Genomic DNA, 16,304 nt, shown 5'->3' on the forward strand with positions numbered 1-16,304 from the left:
AATACGATGGTAATGAGCGTTGACGGTGTTTTCGGAAGGAAAGGAAGGGGGAATCAGCAGTGAGTATACGTGATTCTCGTTTTATTGTGAATACAGATGAAAAAGACGATCACTTCATATTTACACTGCCGGTTACATGGAACAGTAGACCGTACGAATATGCCTGGGCCAAGCAATTTGCCAATCCGAATGATGTTGTGCTTGATTCGGCATGCGGGATATGCCATCCATTCAAATTTTATTTGGCTGATCATTGTCGAGAAGTACACGCTTGTGATCTTGAGAATCGGATTCTGTCTAAGGAAGCGATCTATCAAGATATTGTGGACGTATTTGGGAAAAGAGTAGCAGACAGCTTGCCTGCGCATTATTTTGACGGTATTCATTATTGTCGAGCCAATTTGACCTACTTGCCGTACCCGAATCAAAAGTTTGATACGGTTTTTTGTATTTCTGTTCTCGAGCATCTCGAAGACCCGATTATGGTGCAAGCATTCCGCGAATTTCACAGAGTGCTAAAAGACGATGGGCAGCTTGTACTCACTTTTGATTACCCGCTGATCAATTTAGCGCGACTACAGCAAGTTTTGGCGGAGGTTGGGCTACAGTTTTCTAGCGATGTATCCTTTGAAATGCCGGCTGATGTGGTCTATTCTGATTTGTATGCGCCTAGGCTGTTCTTCTTCCGAGCGCTGTTGAAGAAAAAATAGCAAACAAAAAGCCTTTGTGAGGCTCGTCCCACAAAGGCATGTTTATGTAATCAAATGATATTAGCGTTTAACAGGCATTTCTGTCAGGCAATCTTGGCACACGATTTTACCTTTAAAGTGAGATACTTTGTCAGCGTTTCCACAGAAGATACATGCAGGCTCATACTTTTTCAGGATGATGCGCTCTCCGTCAACGTAGATTTCCAAAGCATCTTTCTCAGCGATACCCAGAGTGCGGCGCAATTCGATTGGAATAACAACACGACCCAATTCATCTACTTTGCGAACGATACCGGTTGATTTCATCATAGTTAAAATCTCCTCCCAAAAACTGTATATGTCGATGCTATTGTTATACACTCATCATTTATCGTCAATATTCGACATTTTCTGTTGGGATAATCATACCAGCCATTCCCAAAGGTGTCAACATGATTTTGACAATTCCTTGAAAAGCAAAATGTTTTTTCAAAACGAAAATGCCGTTAAATCAGTGTTTATCAAAGCATTGGAAGCGATATGGAAATTTTTATGGATAAAATTTACTGGGATTATTGGGTGTCGAATAAGTCGATGAATGTCGAAACACATCAAGGCGATTCGACAAAAACTCCAAGTTTTCTCTTTTCTTCTTGTAATTTGTAAAGCTGGTATGAAGCAAGCGATAAAATTCCTTAGGAAAATGGGCTTGCCGAGGATGTTTACAAAACAGGTTGGTCGTGTACAATAGAGGATAAATGCAGCAAATGATACCAAACGACCATGATGGGAAGAGTAAGCCGATCCTCCTTATTTCAGAGAGCCGGGGTAGCTGAAAACCGGTATAAGTGAGCAAGCTGAACATGGACCCTGAGTCTTGCAGATGAACAGTGACGGCATTGACCGTACCTAGTAGTCTGTGACGTATGCCCACGTTACGGGTAGAGTCATGTTTTGACTCACCAAGTCTGTTCTCCGTGAGGGGACGGAGTGTTTGGGTGGTACCGCGAGATAGAGCTCGCCCCAATTTTTTTGGGGTGGGCTTTTCCTTATTTTAATAAACGTAAACAGGAGGGGAATAGTTGCAATGAAACCTACTTATTACATCACAACACCGATCTACTATCCGAGTAACAAACTCCACATCGGTAACGCCTACACCACAATCGCGTGTGATGCTATGGCTCGTTATAAGCGTTTGCGCGGCTATGATGTGTATTACCTGACAGGGACAGATGAGCATGGTCAAAAGCTCCAAGAGCGTGCTGCCGAGGATGGCAAACAACCGCTGGAATTCATCGACCCGATTGTCGATTGGGTAAAGGACCTGTGGCAAAAGCTCGACATCTCTTATGACGATTTCATCCGTACCACAGAGCCTCGTCATAAAGAGGTTGTACAAAAAGTGTTCCAGCGCCTGCTCGACCAAGGTGATATTTATTTGGGCGAGTATGAGGGCTTCTACTGTGTACCTTGCGAGGCTTTCTGGACAGAAACCCAAGCGAAAACGGACAACGGGTATGCTTGCCCAGACTGTGGTCGCGAAGTGAAAAAAGTGAAGGAGAAAAACTACTTCTTCCGCATGTCCAAGTATCAGGACAGACTGCTTGCGCACATCGAAGCAAACCCTGAATTTATTCAGCCGGAGAGCCGCCGCAACGAAATGATCAACAACTTCCTGAAGCCAGGTCTCCAGGATTTGTCTGTATCCCGTAGTACATTTGACTGGGGAATCAAGGTGCCAAGCGATCCAGAGCACGTCATTTACGTATGGATCGATGCATTGACGAACTATATCTCTGCTCTCGGCTATTTGTCCGAGGATGACAGCAAATATCGTAACTTCTGGCCTGCCAATGTTCATATGGTTGGAAAAGACATTTTGCGCTTCCATACGATCTACTGGCCAATCCTGTTGATGGCACTGGATATCCCGTTGCCAAAACAAATTTTTGGTCATGGCTGGCTTCTGATGCCAGATGGAAAAATGTCAAAATCCAAGGGCAATGTCATTGATCCGAAGGTTTTGATCGACCGTTACGGTTCTGACGGCGTTCGCTACTTCCTGCTTCGTGAAATCAACTTCGGTCAGGATGGCATCTTCACGCCAGAATCGTTCGTACAGCGCCTGAACTACGACTTGGCTAATGACATCGGAAACCTGCTGAGCCGTACCGCTACGATGATTGAGAAATATTTCGATGGTATCGTTCCAGCGCCACAGGATGCAGGAGAGCCGGATGACAGCTTGATCGGCCTCGCGATGAAAACGAAAGCGCTGGTGGAAGAGCACATAGAAGAAATGCGCTTCTCCAATGCACTGGCTCACATCTGGGAACTGGTGGGACGTACAAACAAATACATCGACGAGACCATGCCTTGGAATTTGGCAAAAACCGAAGAAACCAAAGGTCGTCTGGCAACCGTTATGTACAATTTGGTGGAAAGCATCCGCATTAGCTCCGTGCTGATCCAACCGTTCATGACCAAAGCACCAGCGAAAATTTGGGACCAACTGGGTATTTTGGGCAATGAAGAAGCAACAAGCTGGGAATCTGCAAGTGTATGGGGTGGATTGCCTGCTGGAAGCACCGTTAGCCGCAAGGAACTGCTCTTCCCTCGTCTGGATGTTCAAGCAGAACTGGCTTTCATCGACGATTCGACAGCAGAGGCACGTCGCCAAGCAGAGGAAAACAAGAAAAAGCAAGCAGCTTTGAAAGGGGAAGCACCTGTGAGTGAGACAAACACTAACCAAACAGAAGCAGCAACGGACAAACCAGCTGATGCAAAAGAAGAAATTAGCATCGACGATTTTGGAAAAGTAGAGCTGCGCGTCGCACAGGTAGTGGAATGTGCCAAGCATCCAAATGCTGACAAACTGTTGGTTCTGCAATTGGATCTTGGCTACGAGAAGCGCCAGGTTGTTTCTGGTATCGCGAAATACTACTCCCCAGAAGATATGGTCGGCAAAAAAGTGATCCTCGTAGCTAACCTGAAGCCAGTGAAGCTTCGCGGCGAGCTGTCTCAAGGGATGATCTTGGCAGCATCGGCAGGAGATCAGTTGACACTTGCGACTGTTGACCCAAGTATGCCAAATGGAGCAATCGTGAAGTAACGAGGGCAAGGAAAGGAAGGACCCATCTTGTTATTTGAAACCCATGCTCATCTAAATGCGAAGGAATTCGATGAAGATCGTGCAGAGGTCATTGCTCGTGCGCAAGAAAATGGCGTCAGTACAATTGTGAACATCGGATTCAACGCTGAAACAATTCCAACTTGCATGGATTTGGCTCATGCGTATGACTTTATTTACGCCGTCATCGGTTGGCATCCACAAGACGCCAAGGACATGACAGACGAACACCTAGAATGGATCGAGGAGCTCAGTCGTGATCCGAAAGTAGTGGGATTGGGTGAAATGGGCTTGGACTACTACTGGGATACGTCGCCACGTGATGTGCAGGCAGAGGTGTTTCGCAAGCAGATTCGTCTGGCTCGCAAGCTCGACATGCCGATCATCATCCACAATCGCGATGCGCACCAAGACGTTTTAACGATCCTGAAGGAAGAGAAGGCAGCAGATGTTGGCGGCATCATGCACTGCTTCTCTGGCAGCTGGGAAACAGCGAAGCAGGCACTCGATATGAATTTTTATATTTCGTTCGGTGGTCCGCTTACATTCAAAAATGCCAAGCAGCCAAAAGAAGTAGCAGCGAAGGTACCGCTAGACAAGCTGTTGATAGAGACAGATTGCCCGTATCTCACTCCGCATCCTTTCCGCGGGAAGCGAAATGAGAGTGGATATGTGCGCTACGTCTGTGAGGAAATGGCGAACATTCATGGTTTGTCTTACGAGGAAATGGCACAAATTACCGCAGACAACGCCAGACGTCTTTTTCGCATGAATGGTTAATAAAAACGGGAAATCACGATTGATTACGTGATTTCCCGTTTTTTTTGTGTTATGTAACCGGGTTCTACTCTATTTTGTCGACGCATACGATGAACAATGTGTCGAACGATTATTGTCCATCCGACATGGCTTCTCGACAGGTTTCTGCTACCATTCGCCATGCCTATTTTGCTAGTCTGGTACCATTATCGCTTCAGCCAAAAGGGAGGGTAAATTTGACAAAGCCGGGAAAGTGAAATACAATCAAAGCCGACCTTGTGAAGTACCGGCCACTTCCAGAATATTAGTGCAATTACATCGACCCTTACCTGGCTAGACAAGAAGAGCCTTGCGCTTTTCTAGGAAAAGGAGTGTGGGAAATGGAGTTACGCGCGATATGGGAAAGGTATAAGAATCGTGGGCTAGTCATGTTTGGCTGCCTTGCTCTTGTGCTCGTTCCCATGATTGGCTATTTCTCTGCCCAGGCTACTCAGCCAAAACAGGTCACTTTTTCGTTGGACGGAGAAAGCAAGACGGTCGCTACAAAAGCCAAGACCGTTGAGCAGTTCTTAACCGAGCGAAACATTACGGTAACGGAAAAGGATTCCCTTCAACCGACCCCCGAGACGAAGCTAAAAGACGGAGCACTCATTACTTTATATACAACCTGGTCCATACCAATCCAGGTTGACGGGCAGAAAAAAACGATAGAGACACTTAGTCGTGATGTTGCTGGTGCGTTGAAGGACGGCGGCATCGTGCTAGGTGAGAAGGACCGGGTAGAACCGGTATTGACCGCTACACTTACCAAGGACTCCTCGATCAGCGTAAAGCGGGTTGTTGAGAAAATGGTAAAAGTCGATGAGCGAGTCACCTTTCAAGAAATACGCAAAAATGATCCAGCGCTGGAAAAAGGTAAGACCCGCGTATTACAGAGCGGGCAAGAAGGTAAGGCAATTGCACACTATAAGCTAGTCATGGAAGATGGAAAAGAAGTCTCCCGTGATCTGGTCAAAAAAGATGTACTTGTACCGAAGAAAGATAATGTCGTAGCCGTGGGTACCGCAGTCCCAACGTTGCAGAAAAAGGGTCAACCAGATCGGGTCCTGGTTGCTTCAGCAGCGGGTCCGGTATCACGTGGTGGAAAAGTGTTTAGGCCGAAAAAAGTACTGAACGGGGTTACCCTGACTGCTTATACTCCTTCGGGAGGTGGCAAACACCCAAGCTCTCCGGGATATGGACGCACATCGACAGGGGTAAAAGCCAAGACAGGTCACACAATCGCTGTAGATCCTAAAGTCATTCCGTATGGATGGTGGGTGTACATTGAAGGTGTTGGGTATCGTCGAGCTGAAGATACGGGTGGTGCCATGAAAGGTGGCAAAATCGACGTATTCGTAGGCACGGAATCCGAGGCGAGGAAATTCGGTCGCAAGCGAAACAAAACTGTATATATCATTGGACCACAGAAGCCTTAGGACAGGAGCGATTGCTCCTGTTCTTCTGTTTCCTACATGGTTATTGTGATAAGCTGTTTGTTAGTTAGACGATCCTTTTTACCAAATGTTACATGTATTTTTGGCTTTGGGTACGGTTTTTTTTGGAACACTAGTATCGTACCGACTTTGTACGAAAGTGGGAGCACATGATGAAGATCAAGGAAGTCATCGTGGTGGAAGGACGAGACGATACCGCAGCAATCAAGCGTGCGGTTAATGCCGATACGATTGAAACTGGTGGTTCTGCCATTCATAAAAGAACGATTGAAAAAATCAGGCTGGCGCAACAAAAACGCGGTGTTATTATTTTTACAGACCCTGATTATCAAGGGGAGCGCATCCGAAAAATTATCAGCAAGTCGGTTCCAGGCTGCAAGCACGCATTTATTACCCAGGAGGACGGGACCAAAAAGGGCGACATCGGCGTTGAGAACGCGTCACCTGACGTGATTATTCGTGCGCTTTCAGAGGTACGTACCGAAATGGCGGAAACGGCTGGAGAGATTACCTCAGACGATCTGTTGGCAAATGGCCTTACGTCCGGAGTAGATGCTAAAGATCGCAGAATTAAGCTGGGAGAAGCATTGGGGATCGGATACGCCAACGCCAAGCAAATGCTGCAGCGGCTCAATGCCTTCCAAATCAGTCGAGCAGAATTCGAAGCGGCCATTACGGCTATCAACAAAGAGAGGGAGTAAGCCATGACCCAAATAGCGGGCAAGGATATTGCGACACCTACGCGTACAAAAGAAATATTGGAGAAGTACGGCTTTTCTTTTAAGAAGAGTCTGGGCCAGAACTTCCTGATAGACACCAACATTTTACATAACATTGTTTCAGAGGCAGACCTTACCAAGGAAAAGGGAGCGATTGAAATTGGGCCCGGTATCGGTGCGCTGACGGAGCAATTGGGACGAGCAGCCAAAAAAGTAATGGCGATCGAAATCGACCAGCGTCTTTTGCCTATTTTGCAGGACACGCTGTCACCCTATGAAAATATTGAAGTCGTTCATGGGGACGTACTGGAGCTGGATCTGAAGAAGTTAATAGAAGAAAAGATGACAGGAGTGGAAAAGCTGAGCGTAGTGGCGAATCTGCCTTACTATGTGACGACCCCCATCCTGATGAAGCTGTTGGAAGAGAGATTGCCCCTCGAAAACATCGTGGTCATGATTCAAAAGGAAGTGGCAGAGAGAATTGCAGCCAAACCAGGAACGAAAGACTATGGCTCTCTTTCAGTCGCAGCTCAATTCTATGCAGAAACAGAAGTAGCGATGATTGTGCCTGCAAGTGTGTTCATTCCGCGTCCGAATGTCGACTCGGCAGTGATTCGCTTAAAGGTAAGGGATCGTCCTCCAGTGGAAGTAGACGACCAGGATGTGTTTTTCCGGGTGGTACGCAGCTCGTTTGCGCAGCGCCGTAAGACGTTGTTGAACAACCTAATGAACGGACTGTTTCCTAAAACCCAAAAGGATGAAGTAATACAGATGCTCACTGACATCGGGATCAATCCGACTCGACGTGGTGAAACACTCAGTTTGGACGAATTTGCCCGCCTAGCGAACGAAGGTATGCGCCGCGGACTGATTACATAAATCGTGTAGACGACCCCCTTGTTTTTGGGCGAGATCACCCAAGAATGGGGGTTTTTGTGTATTTATGCCCTTTATGCATATCTTTTGACAAATATCTACGTTTTTTATGAAAAAAACCCCGTTGACAAAATATCTACAGGGTTGCTATAATTTTTTATTTCTTTGACAAAATATAAGTGAGCTGTTATAATAGATGTAAGCGAGGTGGATGGAACAATGGCAAGAAACGCGTTACTTGACATTAAACGCAGTTTAGACGGACACATCGGTGAGCGCATCCTGCTGAAGGCTAATGGCGGTCGCCGCAAAACCGTTGAACGTAGTGGCATCCTCGAAGAAACTTACCCATCTGTGTTTGTGGTAAAGCTGGATGACGACCAACTCTTTGAGCGGGTATCTTACAGCTATGCTGACATCTTGACGGAAACAGTAGAATTGACGGTGTGCCGCGAAAACGAGCACATCCGCATCACATTTGTACAACAGTAGAGCCCTTTTGGGTTCTACTGTTTTGTTTTTTATATCGAAAAGCTCTGAACATTTGGTTGAGGCAATAAAAAGAGCAGCATAGAGCACACTAAGCCTGTCAACGAGAAGGAGGGTGCTATGGGTCGCAGACGAGGACTGATGTCAGAGCAGTTTAAGATGGAACTGGCCAAAGAGCTTGGGTTTTACGATACAGTAAAAGCCGAGGGTTGGGGAGGCATCACGACACGGGATGCGGGTAACATGGTCAAGCGTGCTGTTCAGCTTGCTGAGGAAGCATTAGCCGCTAAGCGATTGTAGCATTTGGTTTGATCGTACGGACGTTTCTCACCATATAAACACTCGTTGACAAGGCCGGGGCAACCCGGTTTTTTTTCTGTAAAGAGAGCTGAATTTTCGAAATACCCATAATGATCTCGATCCTATTCTTTTTAATTGATCAAGTGGCATGGGAGAGTTTGCCTATGCTACAATAAGAGACTAGGAAATTTAGAAAGTAGGCAGAGGTGAATTACGTGCGTATCTCGGTCAAAGCTCCGGCCAAAATTAATTTGACTCTCGACGTGCTTGCCAAACGGCCGGACGGTTATCACGAAGTGGAAATGGTGATGACAACCGTAGACTTGGCAGATCGTGTGGACATGACTCTACGCGAAGATGGTGAGATTACGCTGGACTGTTCTGCCAGCTTCGTACCGGATGATATCCGTAACCACGCATATAAAGCGGCAACGCTCATGAAAGAAAAATTTCAAGTACGCCAGGGCGTACACTTGTATATCGACAAGCAAATTCCGGTTGCGGCTGGACTGGCAGGTGGCAGTAGTGATGCAGCAGCAACACTACGCGGCTTGAACCAATTGTGGAATCTCGGGTTGACCAGAGATGAGCTGGCCAAAATCGGAGCAGAAATTGGCTCTGATGTGCCATTTTGCGTTTATGGAGGAACAGCGCTGGCGACAGGGCGTGGCGAACAGATTGCGCATCTGGGTGCGCCTGCACCGTGCTGGGTCATTCTAGCCAAGCCGCCTATCGGAGTATCTACCCCGGATGTATACGGAAACCTGCGTGTGGCCCAGATCGATAATCATCCCGATACCCAACAAATGCTGCAAGCCATCGCGACTCAAGACTTTTCACTCATGTGCCAATCTCTTGGGAATGTGTTGGAGAACGTCACGCTATCGCTCCATCCACAAGTAAGACAGATCAAGGATCTCATGGTCGCTTCGGGGGCAGATGGTGTCCTGATGTCTGGTAGTGGTCCTACTGTGTTTGCTCTTGTGCAAAAGGAAGCGAAAGTACATCGGATCTACAACGCGTTGCGAGGTTTTGTCAAAGATGTGTTTGTTGTCCGAATGTTAGGCTCTCAAGATGGGGAAATACTTGCATAAACCCGTATGGAAATGATACATTATCAGCATAATATTCGGTTTTGGAGGAAGAGCCATGAAGAAATTGCGCAGAAGTGCACGTCTGGTTGATATGACGCAGCACTTGCTCGCCCATCCCCATACGCTGACTCCTCTCACTCTGTTCGCGGAACAATACGGCGCAGCGAAATCATCCATCAGTGAAGACTTGTCTATCATCAAAGAGGCTTTTGAAGTCCAAGGGGTAGGCTTGTTGAAAACGGTGGCGGGAGCGGCAGGCGGAGTGAAGTATATTCCACAGGTCAAAACGGAAGAGGCCCTTCACTTCATGCGCGAACTGATCGGTCAACTCGCTAATCCAGAGAGACTTTTGCCAGGTGGATACTTGTACATGTCCGACATTCTCGGGAATCCACAAACGATGGCGAAGATCGGAAAGCTCTTTGCAACCGCTTATGCGGATAAAAATGTGGATGTCGTTATGACGGTGGAAACAAAGGGGATTCCACTTGCGTATGCGACGGCTATGTTTTTGAATGTGCCTGTTGTGATTGTGCGCCGTGACAACAAGGTGACGGAAGGTTCAGTAGTGAGCATTAACTATGTATCGGGTTCCAGTAAACGAATTCAAACCATGTCACTCGCTCGCCGCGGTTTGGCCGAGCAGTCTCGCGTCCTCATTGTGGATGACTTTATGAAAGCTGGCGGGACATTGCGGGGCATGATTGATCTGTTGCAGGAATTCCGTGCAACCGTAGTAGGGTGCGGCGTACTGGTAGAAACAACAGCAGATGTTTCTGAGCGTTTGGTAGATGAATATGTATCGCTTGCAAAACTGCAGGATGTAGACTTCAAGGGCAAGCAAATTGAAATAGAGCTAGGCAGTTTTTTTGAAAATAGAGGGGAGTAGATAGGTATGGCAATCTCTTTTGTTTCAACTGACAAGGCTCCTGCCGCTATTGGTCCTTACAGCCAAGCTGCGAAGGTAGGTCCATTTCTTTTTGCATCGGGTCAAATTCCGCTGCGTGCTGACGGCACTTTGGTAGAAGGTGACGTCGTGGAGCAAACCCATCAGGTTTTTTCCAACATTCAAGCAGTACTAGCAGAAGCCGGTGGCAACCTGACGAACGTAGTGAAGGCGACTGTATTCATCAAAGACATGAATGATTTTGGCCAACTGAATGAAGTGTACGGCCACTATTTCGGCGATCACAAGCCAGCTCGTTCCACTGTGGAAGTGGCACGTCTGCCACGCGACGTAAAAGTCGAGATCGAAATTGTAGCTTATATCGAATAGAAAAAATTGGAAAATAGCCTGATGCCACGCGCGTTAGGCTATTTTTTTGTGTGATTGTAGAAAATTTCCAAAAAATGACATATAAACATATTTATATATTTTTTCAAATATTGCATAATGGTAAGCAGGAATATTTACCCAGCGAGTGGAAATAATCCTAAACGCGTTACATAGATAAAGGGAGTGAACTAGATGGAAGTAACAGACGTAAGGCTGCGCCGAGTGAATACGGATGGTAGGATGAAAGCGATTGCATCCATTACAATTGACCATGAGTTTGTGGTTCATGATATCCGTGTCATTGACGGAAACAATGGTATGTTTGTAGCTATGCCGAGCAAGCGTACACCAGATGGAGAATTCCGTGATATTGCCCATCCGATTTCTTCGACTACCCGTGAAAAAATCCAGGCAGCAGTTCTCACAGAATACGACCGCGTAGGTCAAGAGGAAGAAAGCACTATCGAAGCTGGTGCTTAAAACACACAAAGCACCCTGTCACTTGCGGCAGGGTGCTTCGGCGTCCGTTAACCATAACATTTTTTTAGGTCGTTCAAAATAATTTCTCGGTCCATGCCTTCCCCGATGAAAACAGCCACCATTTTTGGTCCGAAATTTTCAAAAGGGAACAGGAGCACCTGATTATCGGTATGTTGAAACGAGATCAGCTCGGGCTTTCCGTGAAACTGGACGTAACCTTTTGCCCGATAGACGTTTTTGGGGAGATCGTATAGGAAGTCCTCGAATTTTTTCGCGTCTACTGGTCCGGTGAATACATAGGAAAATGTTTCGATACTATTGTAGAGAGAGGGCTGGCTTGTTTTTAGGCCAAGGGATTGCTTGAGCCTGTCCATCGTGGACATTCGGCCGATGCTTTTCTGTACGGCAATAGGGCGGTTTGTCTCGTTGTCGAGCGGTCGCTCATGAACGGTGCGTTTGACAGACAAAAGCCGGGAGACTTCAATTTCCGCCTTAACAGTAGCATGTATGGGTGCAGTGGGATTGATTTCACTGAGCTTTTGACGAACCCGCTCTATGACATCAGGACTGGTCAAATCGGTTTTGTTCAAAAGAAGCAAGTCTGCGTAACGCACTTGGTTTCGAATCGTTTTGACCAGAGTGCCAGTCGAGGAGAATCGGGAGTTGAGGTCCAGAAAGCGAGAGGCGTCGACAACACTAATGGTCCCTTTTAACTCCAGTCGATCATACAGCTCTGGATGGGTAATCGTATCGATGACATCAAGTGGATCGGCTACGCCAGTAGTCTCGATGAGGATTCGGTCTGGCGCAATGGCGTTCATAATATCTTTCAAACCCTCCGTCAGCTCGCCCTTGATCGAGCAGCAGATGCAGCCATCGAGCATTTTTTTGACAGGAAAGCCGAAGCCTTGCAATTGTTCCCCGTCAATATCTTCCTCCCCCATTTCATTCATCAAGACGACTACTTTCTGGTCTGTGATGCGCAAATGAGTCAGCCATTGTTGCAAAAGGGTGGTTTTTCCGCTTCCTAAATACCCAGTCAGCAAGTATACCTCTGCGCTCATCTAATCCTACCTCCTTCAAAATAACCCCTTTCGCCCAACAATATATCACATTTCTGTCAGAAAATTAAATGTTGTCTGCCTTGTGTCTAACTACTGGCAATGCAAGGAATCGGGGATAATCCTGTATCGATTGTCTTGAAATTCACATATGAATTAGGATATAGTCATTGTGGAACTTCTACGATGGAGGGTTGACATGTCTAAGATCCATGCCGTGGTTCTGGCTGCTGGTCAGGGTACACGGATGAAATCGAAGCTGTACAAAGTCCTGCACCCTGTGTGCGGAAAGCCTATGGTTCAGCATGTAGTCGATACGATGGCGTCCATGCAGGTTCAGGATATCGTTGTCGTCGTAGGTCATGGTGCTGACGCTGTCCGCGCCAAGCTAGGCGAGGATATCACTTATGCACTGCAAGAAGAACAGTTGGGAACGGCACATGCCGTTTCGCAGGCAGCGCCGTTTTTACAGGATAAAGAAGGAACTACGTTTCTTTTATATGGCGACGTTCCCCTCTTGTCAGCGACTACGTTGTCGGCCTTGCTGACCTATCACGAGGAGCAGCAAGCGGCTGCAACTGTATTAACCGCCGTATTACCTGATGCAACAGGTTATGGGCGTATCGTGCGCAATGAGGCGGGCGAAGTATTGCGAATCGTGGAACATAAGGACGCTACAGAAGCGGAACGGGCGATCAGAGAAATTAATACGGGCATATACTGCTATGACAACCGAAAATTATGGAAAGCCTTGGCGGAAGTGAAAAATGACAACGCACAAGGCGAATACTATGTAACAGACGTTGTCGGTATTTTGCGTGAGGCAGGTGAAAAGGTAGTTGGGTACGAAGCGGTTGACCCGGAGGAAACGATGGGTGTGAACGATCGTGTACAGCTATCCGAAGCAGAAGCCTACATGAAAAAACGTATTATGATTGGTCACATGCGAAATGGTGTGACAATCATCGATCCAGCTTCTACGTACATCGAAACTGATGTGAAGATTGAGGCAGATACCGTGATCCACCCAGGTTCTTTCCTGCGTGGACAAACAACCGTGGGAGCTGATTGTGTAATCGGACCTCAAGCGGATCTGACGAATGTGGAAGTAGCGAGTGGCGTGACCATTTCTTACTCGGTAATGGTTGATTCGAGTGTGGAAAGCGAGTCTTCTGTTGGGCCATTTGCTTATGTTCGACCAGGAACACAGATTGGAAGCAATGCTAAAATCGGTGATTTCGTGGAATTGAAAAATGCGAAAATTGGTGACGGTACGAAGGTTCCTCATCTCAGCTATGTAGGAGATGCGGAGATCGGAGACGGAGTCAATATTGGCTGTGGAACGATTACCGTCAACTACGATGGGGCAGTAAAGCATAAAACGACAGTAAAAGACGGCGCATTCATCGGTTGCAACAGCAATCTGGTGGCGCCCGTTACAGTTGGACAAAGTGCTTATGTAGCTGCTGGCTCGACCATTAACCAAGATGTGCCGGATAATGCGCTTGCGATCGCACGTGAGCGTCAAGTCAATAAGATCGATTACGCGAACAAAATGCCTCGCAAGGGCAAAAAGCAATCATAAACGGGAGGTTCTTGAGAAGATCATGGCTAACTACCGCGACCCAAAACTGAAGGTATTTACGTGCAACGCAAACCCGGAACTGGCAAAAGAAATCGCCGAACACATCGGTGTACCACTCGGAAACGCACAAGTAGTGCGCTTTAGTGATGGCGAATGCCAACTCAAACTCAATGAAAGCGTTCGCGGTTGTGACGTATTTGTCATTCAGCCAACATCTGCTCCCGTTAATGAGCATCTGATGGAGCTTTTGGTCATGGTCGATGCATTGAAGCGCGCTTCGGCTAAGAGTATTAACGTGGTAATTCCTTACTACGGCTACGCTCGTCAAGATCGCAAAGCACGTGCACGTGATCCAATCACAGCCAAGCTGGTTGCTAACCTGATCGAGACTGCAGGTGCACAACGTGTGATTACGATGGATCTGCACGCAACACAAATCCAAGGCTTCTTCGATATTCCAGTTGATCATCTGCTGGGTGTGCCTATCTTGGGTAAACACTTCTCTGAAAAAGGTCTGAAAGATATCGTTGTCGTATCTCCAGACCACGGTGGAGTGACTCGTGCTCGTAAATTGGCAGAACGTCTGGAAGCGCCTATTGCCATTATTGACAAACGCCGCCCAGAACCAAACGTAGCCGAAGTAATGAACATCGTAGGTAACATCGAAGGCAAAACAGCGATCATCATCGACGATATTATCGATACCGCTGGAACGATCACACTGGCTGCAAGTGCACTTGTAGAAGCAGGCGCACGTGAAGTATATGCATGCTGCACGCACCCAGTTCTGTCTGGTCCTGCTATCGAGCGTATTGCTAACTCGACGATCAAGGAACTGATTGTGACCAACTCGATCCCGCTGACAGAAGAACAAATTATCGATAAGATTACCGTTCTTTCCGTAGCGCCAATCATTGGTGAAGCAATCATTCGTGTTCACGAAGAGCTTTCCGTAAGCAAGTTGTTCGATTAATATACAATCCCCTGTAGGGGATTGAACTAAACCTCCGATGGACAAGCTAGTGAGGAAACTTTTACTAGCAGTCCGAAGGAGGTTTTTTTGTGGAACAATTACAGGCACAGTCTCGTGAAAAAAAGACAGGCAATGCTGTAAAGGTACTGCGCAAGGAAGGCTGGGTTCCCGGTATTATGTACGGCAGCGAAGTGGGCAATAAGCCGATTCAGCTCAAAGGAAGAGAACTGGATGCGGCCCTGCGTCATCAGACGACGAATAAGCCATTTCGGTTGAGTGTAGACGGGGACACGCACGATGTCATGGTTTATGAGCTGCAACGGCATCCTTTGCAGGGAAACATTTTGCATGCAGATTTTAAGAAGATCAATATGAATGAAAAAATACACACGTCCGTACCTGTCCTCATGACAGGAGATCCGGAGTTGGGTGTGGCTACTCTTGTCCGCCATAGTGTGGAAGTGACTTGCTTGCCAGGTAATATACCAGAATCGTTCCTAGTCGATGTAGACGGGTTCAACATCGGGGATGTCGTTTTGGTAGCGGATCTGACAGTCCCGCCAGGAGTGGAGCTAGGGCTTGATTCCACGGAAGTGCTGATCAGTGTCCTGCCAGTTAAGGTCAAGTCCGAAGAATCGATTGATGCGGAGCAAGAAGCAGAGGCAGTGGCCGAAAAAGCAGGAACCGCTAACGAATAAAATCATGGCTTAAAAAAAGAAGGGCGAGGTGATTTCATCTCTGCCCTTCTACTTTTGTTCACGTAACCATTCGAGTACAATGGGGAGAGAGTGGGAGGGAATAAGCGTGAAAGTCATAATTGGATTGGGTAATCCCGGCAAAAAATATGAAGACACCAGACATAATGCTGGCTTTATGGCCATAGATAAGATTAGCGACAAATGGGGAATTCCTGTTACGCAAAACAAGTTTCGTGCACTAGTTGGCGAAGGCCGAATCGAAGGCGAGAAGGTGCTGCTGGTGAAGCCGCAGACGTACATGAATCTCTCTGGTGAATCGGTAGCGGAAGTCCTCAAGTTTTACAAACTGATTCCAGACGATCTCGTTGTCATCTACGACGATCTTGATTTGCCGACCGGACATCTTCGTCTGCGAGAAAAAGGCAGCGCTGGTGGGCACAACGGCATCAAGTCGATGATTCAGCATTTGGGCACACAGGAGTTTAAACGAATCAAGGTAGGTATCAGTCGTCCTGAACCAGGGCGGAGCGTCAGCGACTATGTTTTGAATACGTTTCCAGTGGCGGAAAGAGCCGACATTCAAGAAGCGGTGAGCGTGGCTGCTGAAGCATGCGCCATGTGGACAAGAGAGTCGTTTTTAAAGGTCATGAACCATTACAACAGCTTGAAGAAGTAG

18 protein-coding genes and 1 other annotated feature are annotated in these 16,304 nt (G+C 47.1%); of the genes, 16 read left to right on the forward strand and 2 right to left on the reverse strand.

The window, feature by feature from the left end:
- Positions 1 to 59: 59 nt before the first annotated feature.
- Complete coding sequence (locus tag HPY27_RS27560; RefSeq protein ID WP_174226448.1) at positions 60 to 710, forward strand: class I SAM-dependent methyltransferase; 651 nt, start codon at positions 60 to 62, stop codon at positions 708 to 710.
- A gap of 60 nt (positions 711 to 770) precedes the next feature.
- Here HPY27_RS27560 and HPY27_RS27565 read toward each other — a convergent pair whose 3' ends face one another.
- On the reverse strand, positions 771 to 1,019 hold the full coding sequence (locus HPY27_RS27565) for an AbrB/MazE/SpoVT family DNA-binding domain-containing protein (RefSeq protein ID WP_007719913.1): 249 nt from the start codon (positions 1,017 to 1,019) through the stop codon (positions 771 to 773).
- A 444-nt stretch (positions 1,020 to 1,463) separates the two neighbouring features.
- Positions 1,464 to 1,718: a binding site (T-box leader), on the forward strand.
- A 58-nt stretch (positions 1,719 to 1,776) separates the two neighbouring features.
- Here HPY27_RS27565 and metG point away from each other — a divergent pair.
- The 11 genes from metG to spoVG all read left to right on the forward strand — a co-directional run bounded on the left by metG (position 1,777) and on the right by spoVG (position 11,311).
- Complete coding sequence (metG, locus tag HPY27_RS27570) at positions 1,777 to 3,804, forward strand: methionine--tRNA ligase (protein WP_017246932.1); 2,028 nt, start codon at positions 1,777 to 1,779, stop codon at positions 3,802 to 3,804.
- A 27-nt stretch (positions 3,805 to 3,831) separates the two neighbouring features.
- Entirely contained in the window at positions 3,832 to 4,602 is a 771-nt protein-coding gene (locus HPY27_RS27575) for a TatD family hydrolase (protein ID WP_017246933.1), read from the forward strand.
- A gap of 359 nt (positions 4,603 to 4,961) precedes the next feature.
- A complete protein-coding gene (locus tag HPY27_RS27580; protein WP_069852563.1) occupies positions 4,962 to 6,059 on the forward strand; it encodes a resuscitation-promoting factor in 1,098 nt (365 codons plus the stop codon).
- Positions 6,060 to 6,229: 170 nt separating this feature from the next.
- Entirely contained in the window at positions 6,230 to 6,778 is a 549-nt protein-coding gene (gene rnmV, locus HPY27_RS27585; protein WP_017246935.1) for a ribonuclease M5, read from the forward strand.
- Positions 6,779 to 6,781: 3 nt separating this feature from the next.
- On the forward strand, positions 6,782 to 7,675 hold the full coding sequence (rsmA, locus tag HPY27_RS27590; protein WP_017246936.1) for a 16S rRNA (adenine(1518)-N(6)/adenine(1519)-N(6))-dimethyltransferase RsmA: 894 nt from the start codon (positions 6,782 to 6,784) through the stop codon (positions 7,673 to 7,675).
- Positions 7,676 to 7,891: 216 nt separating this feature from the next.
- Positions 7,892 to 8,164, forward strand: coding sequence for a biofilm formation stimulator Veg (gene veg / locus HPY27_RS27595; protein WP_005830485.1), 273 nt, complete (start codon positions 7,892 to 7,894; stop codon positions 8,162 to 8,164).
- 117 nt (positions 8,165 to 8,281) lie between these two features.
- A complete protein-coding gene (locus HPY27_RS27600; RefSeq protein WP_017246937.1) occupies positions 8,282 to 8,461 on the forward strand; it encodes a small, acid-soluble spore protein, alpha/beta type in 180 nt (59 codons plus the stop codon).
- A 215-nt stretch (positions 8,462 to 8,676) separates the two neighbouring features.
- A complete protein-coding gene (gene ispE / locus HPY27_RS27605) occupies positions 8,677 to 9,555 on the forward strand; it encodes a 4-(cytidine 5'-diphospho)-2-C-methyl-D-erythritol kinase (protein ID WP_174226460.1) in 879 nt (292 codons plus the stop codon).
- Between the two features lie 55 nt (positions 9,556 to 9,610).
- Positions 9,611 to 10,444 (forward strand): pur operon repressor, encoded by an 834-nt coding sequence (gene purR / locus HPY27_RS27610; RefSeq protein ID WP_007719934.1) that lies wholly within the window; start codon positions 9,611 to 9,613, stop codon positions 10,442 to 10,444.
- Between the two features lie 6 nt (positions 10,445 to 10,450).
- On the forward strand, positions 10,451 to 10,831 hold the full coding sequence (locus tag HPY27_RS27615) for a RidA family protein (RefSeq protein ID WP_017246939.1): 381 nt from the start codon (positions 10,451 to 10,453) through the stop codon (positions 10,829 to 10,831).
- Between the two features lie 192 nt (positions 10,832 to 11,023).
- A complete protein-coding gene (gene spoVG, locus HPY27_RS27620) occupies positions 11,024 to 11,311 on the forward strand; it encodes a septation regulator SpoVG (RefSeq protein ID WP_007719936.1) in 288 nt (95 codons plus the stop codon).
- A gap of 47 nt (positions 11,312 to 11,358) precedes the next feature.
- Here spoVG and HPY27_RS27625 read toward each other — a convergent pair whose 3' ends face one another.
- On the reverse strand, positions 11,359 to 12,375 hold the full coding sequence (locus HPY27_RS27625) for a CobW family GTP-binding protein (RefSeq protein WP_174226449.1): 1,017 nt from the start codon (positions 12,373 to 12,375) through the stop codon (positions 11,359 to 11,361).
- Between the two features lie 196 nt (positions 12,376 to 12,571).
- Between HPY27_RS27625 and glmU the strand changes: the two genes are divergently transcribed.
- The 4 genes from glmU to pth all read left to right on the forward strand — a co-directional run bounded on the left by glmU (position 12,572) and on the right by pth (position 16,304).
- A complete protein-coding gene (glmU, locus tag HPY27_RS27630) occupies positions 12,572 to 13,957 on the forward strand; it encodes a bifunctional UDP-N-acetylglucosamine diphosphorylase/glucosamine-1-phosphate N-acetyltransferase GlmU (RefSeq protein ID WP_173624227.1) in 1,386 nt (461 codons plus the stop codon).
- A gap of 22 nt (positions 13,958 to 13,979) precedes the next feature.
- Complete coding sequence (locus HPY27_RS27635; protein ID WP_017246942.1) at positions 13,980 to 14,930, forward strand: ribose-phosphate diphosphokinase; 951 nt, start codon at positions 13,980 to 13,982, stop codon at positions 14,928 to 14,930.
- An 89-nt stretch (positions 14,931 to 15,019) separates the two neighbouring features.
- Complete coding sequence (locus HPY27_RS27640) at positions 15,020 to 15,628, forward strand: 50S ribosomal protein L25 (protein ID WP_017246943.1); 609 nt, start codon at positions 15,020 to 15,022, stop codon at positions 15,626 to 15,628.
- A 106-nt stretch (positions 15,629 to 15,734) separates the two neighbouring features.
- Positions 15,735 to 16,304: an aminoacyl-tRNA hydrolase gene (gene pth / locus HPY27_RS27645; RefSeq protein WP_017246944.1), complete on the forward strand. Its 570-nt coding sequence runs from the start codon at positions 15,735 to 15,737 to the stop codon at positions 16,302 to 16,304.

Origin of the sequence: Brevibacillus sp. HB1.1 (assembly GCF_013332445.1) — a bacterium.
GTDB classification, from domain to species: domain Bacteria; phylum Bacillota; class Bacilli; order Brevibacillales; family Brevibacillaceae; genus Brevibacillus; species Brevibacillus porteri.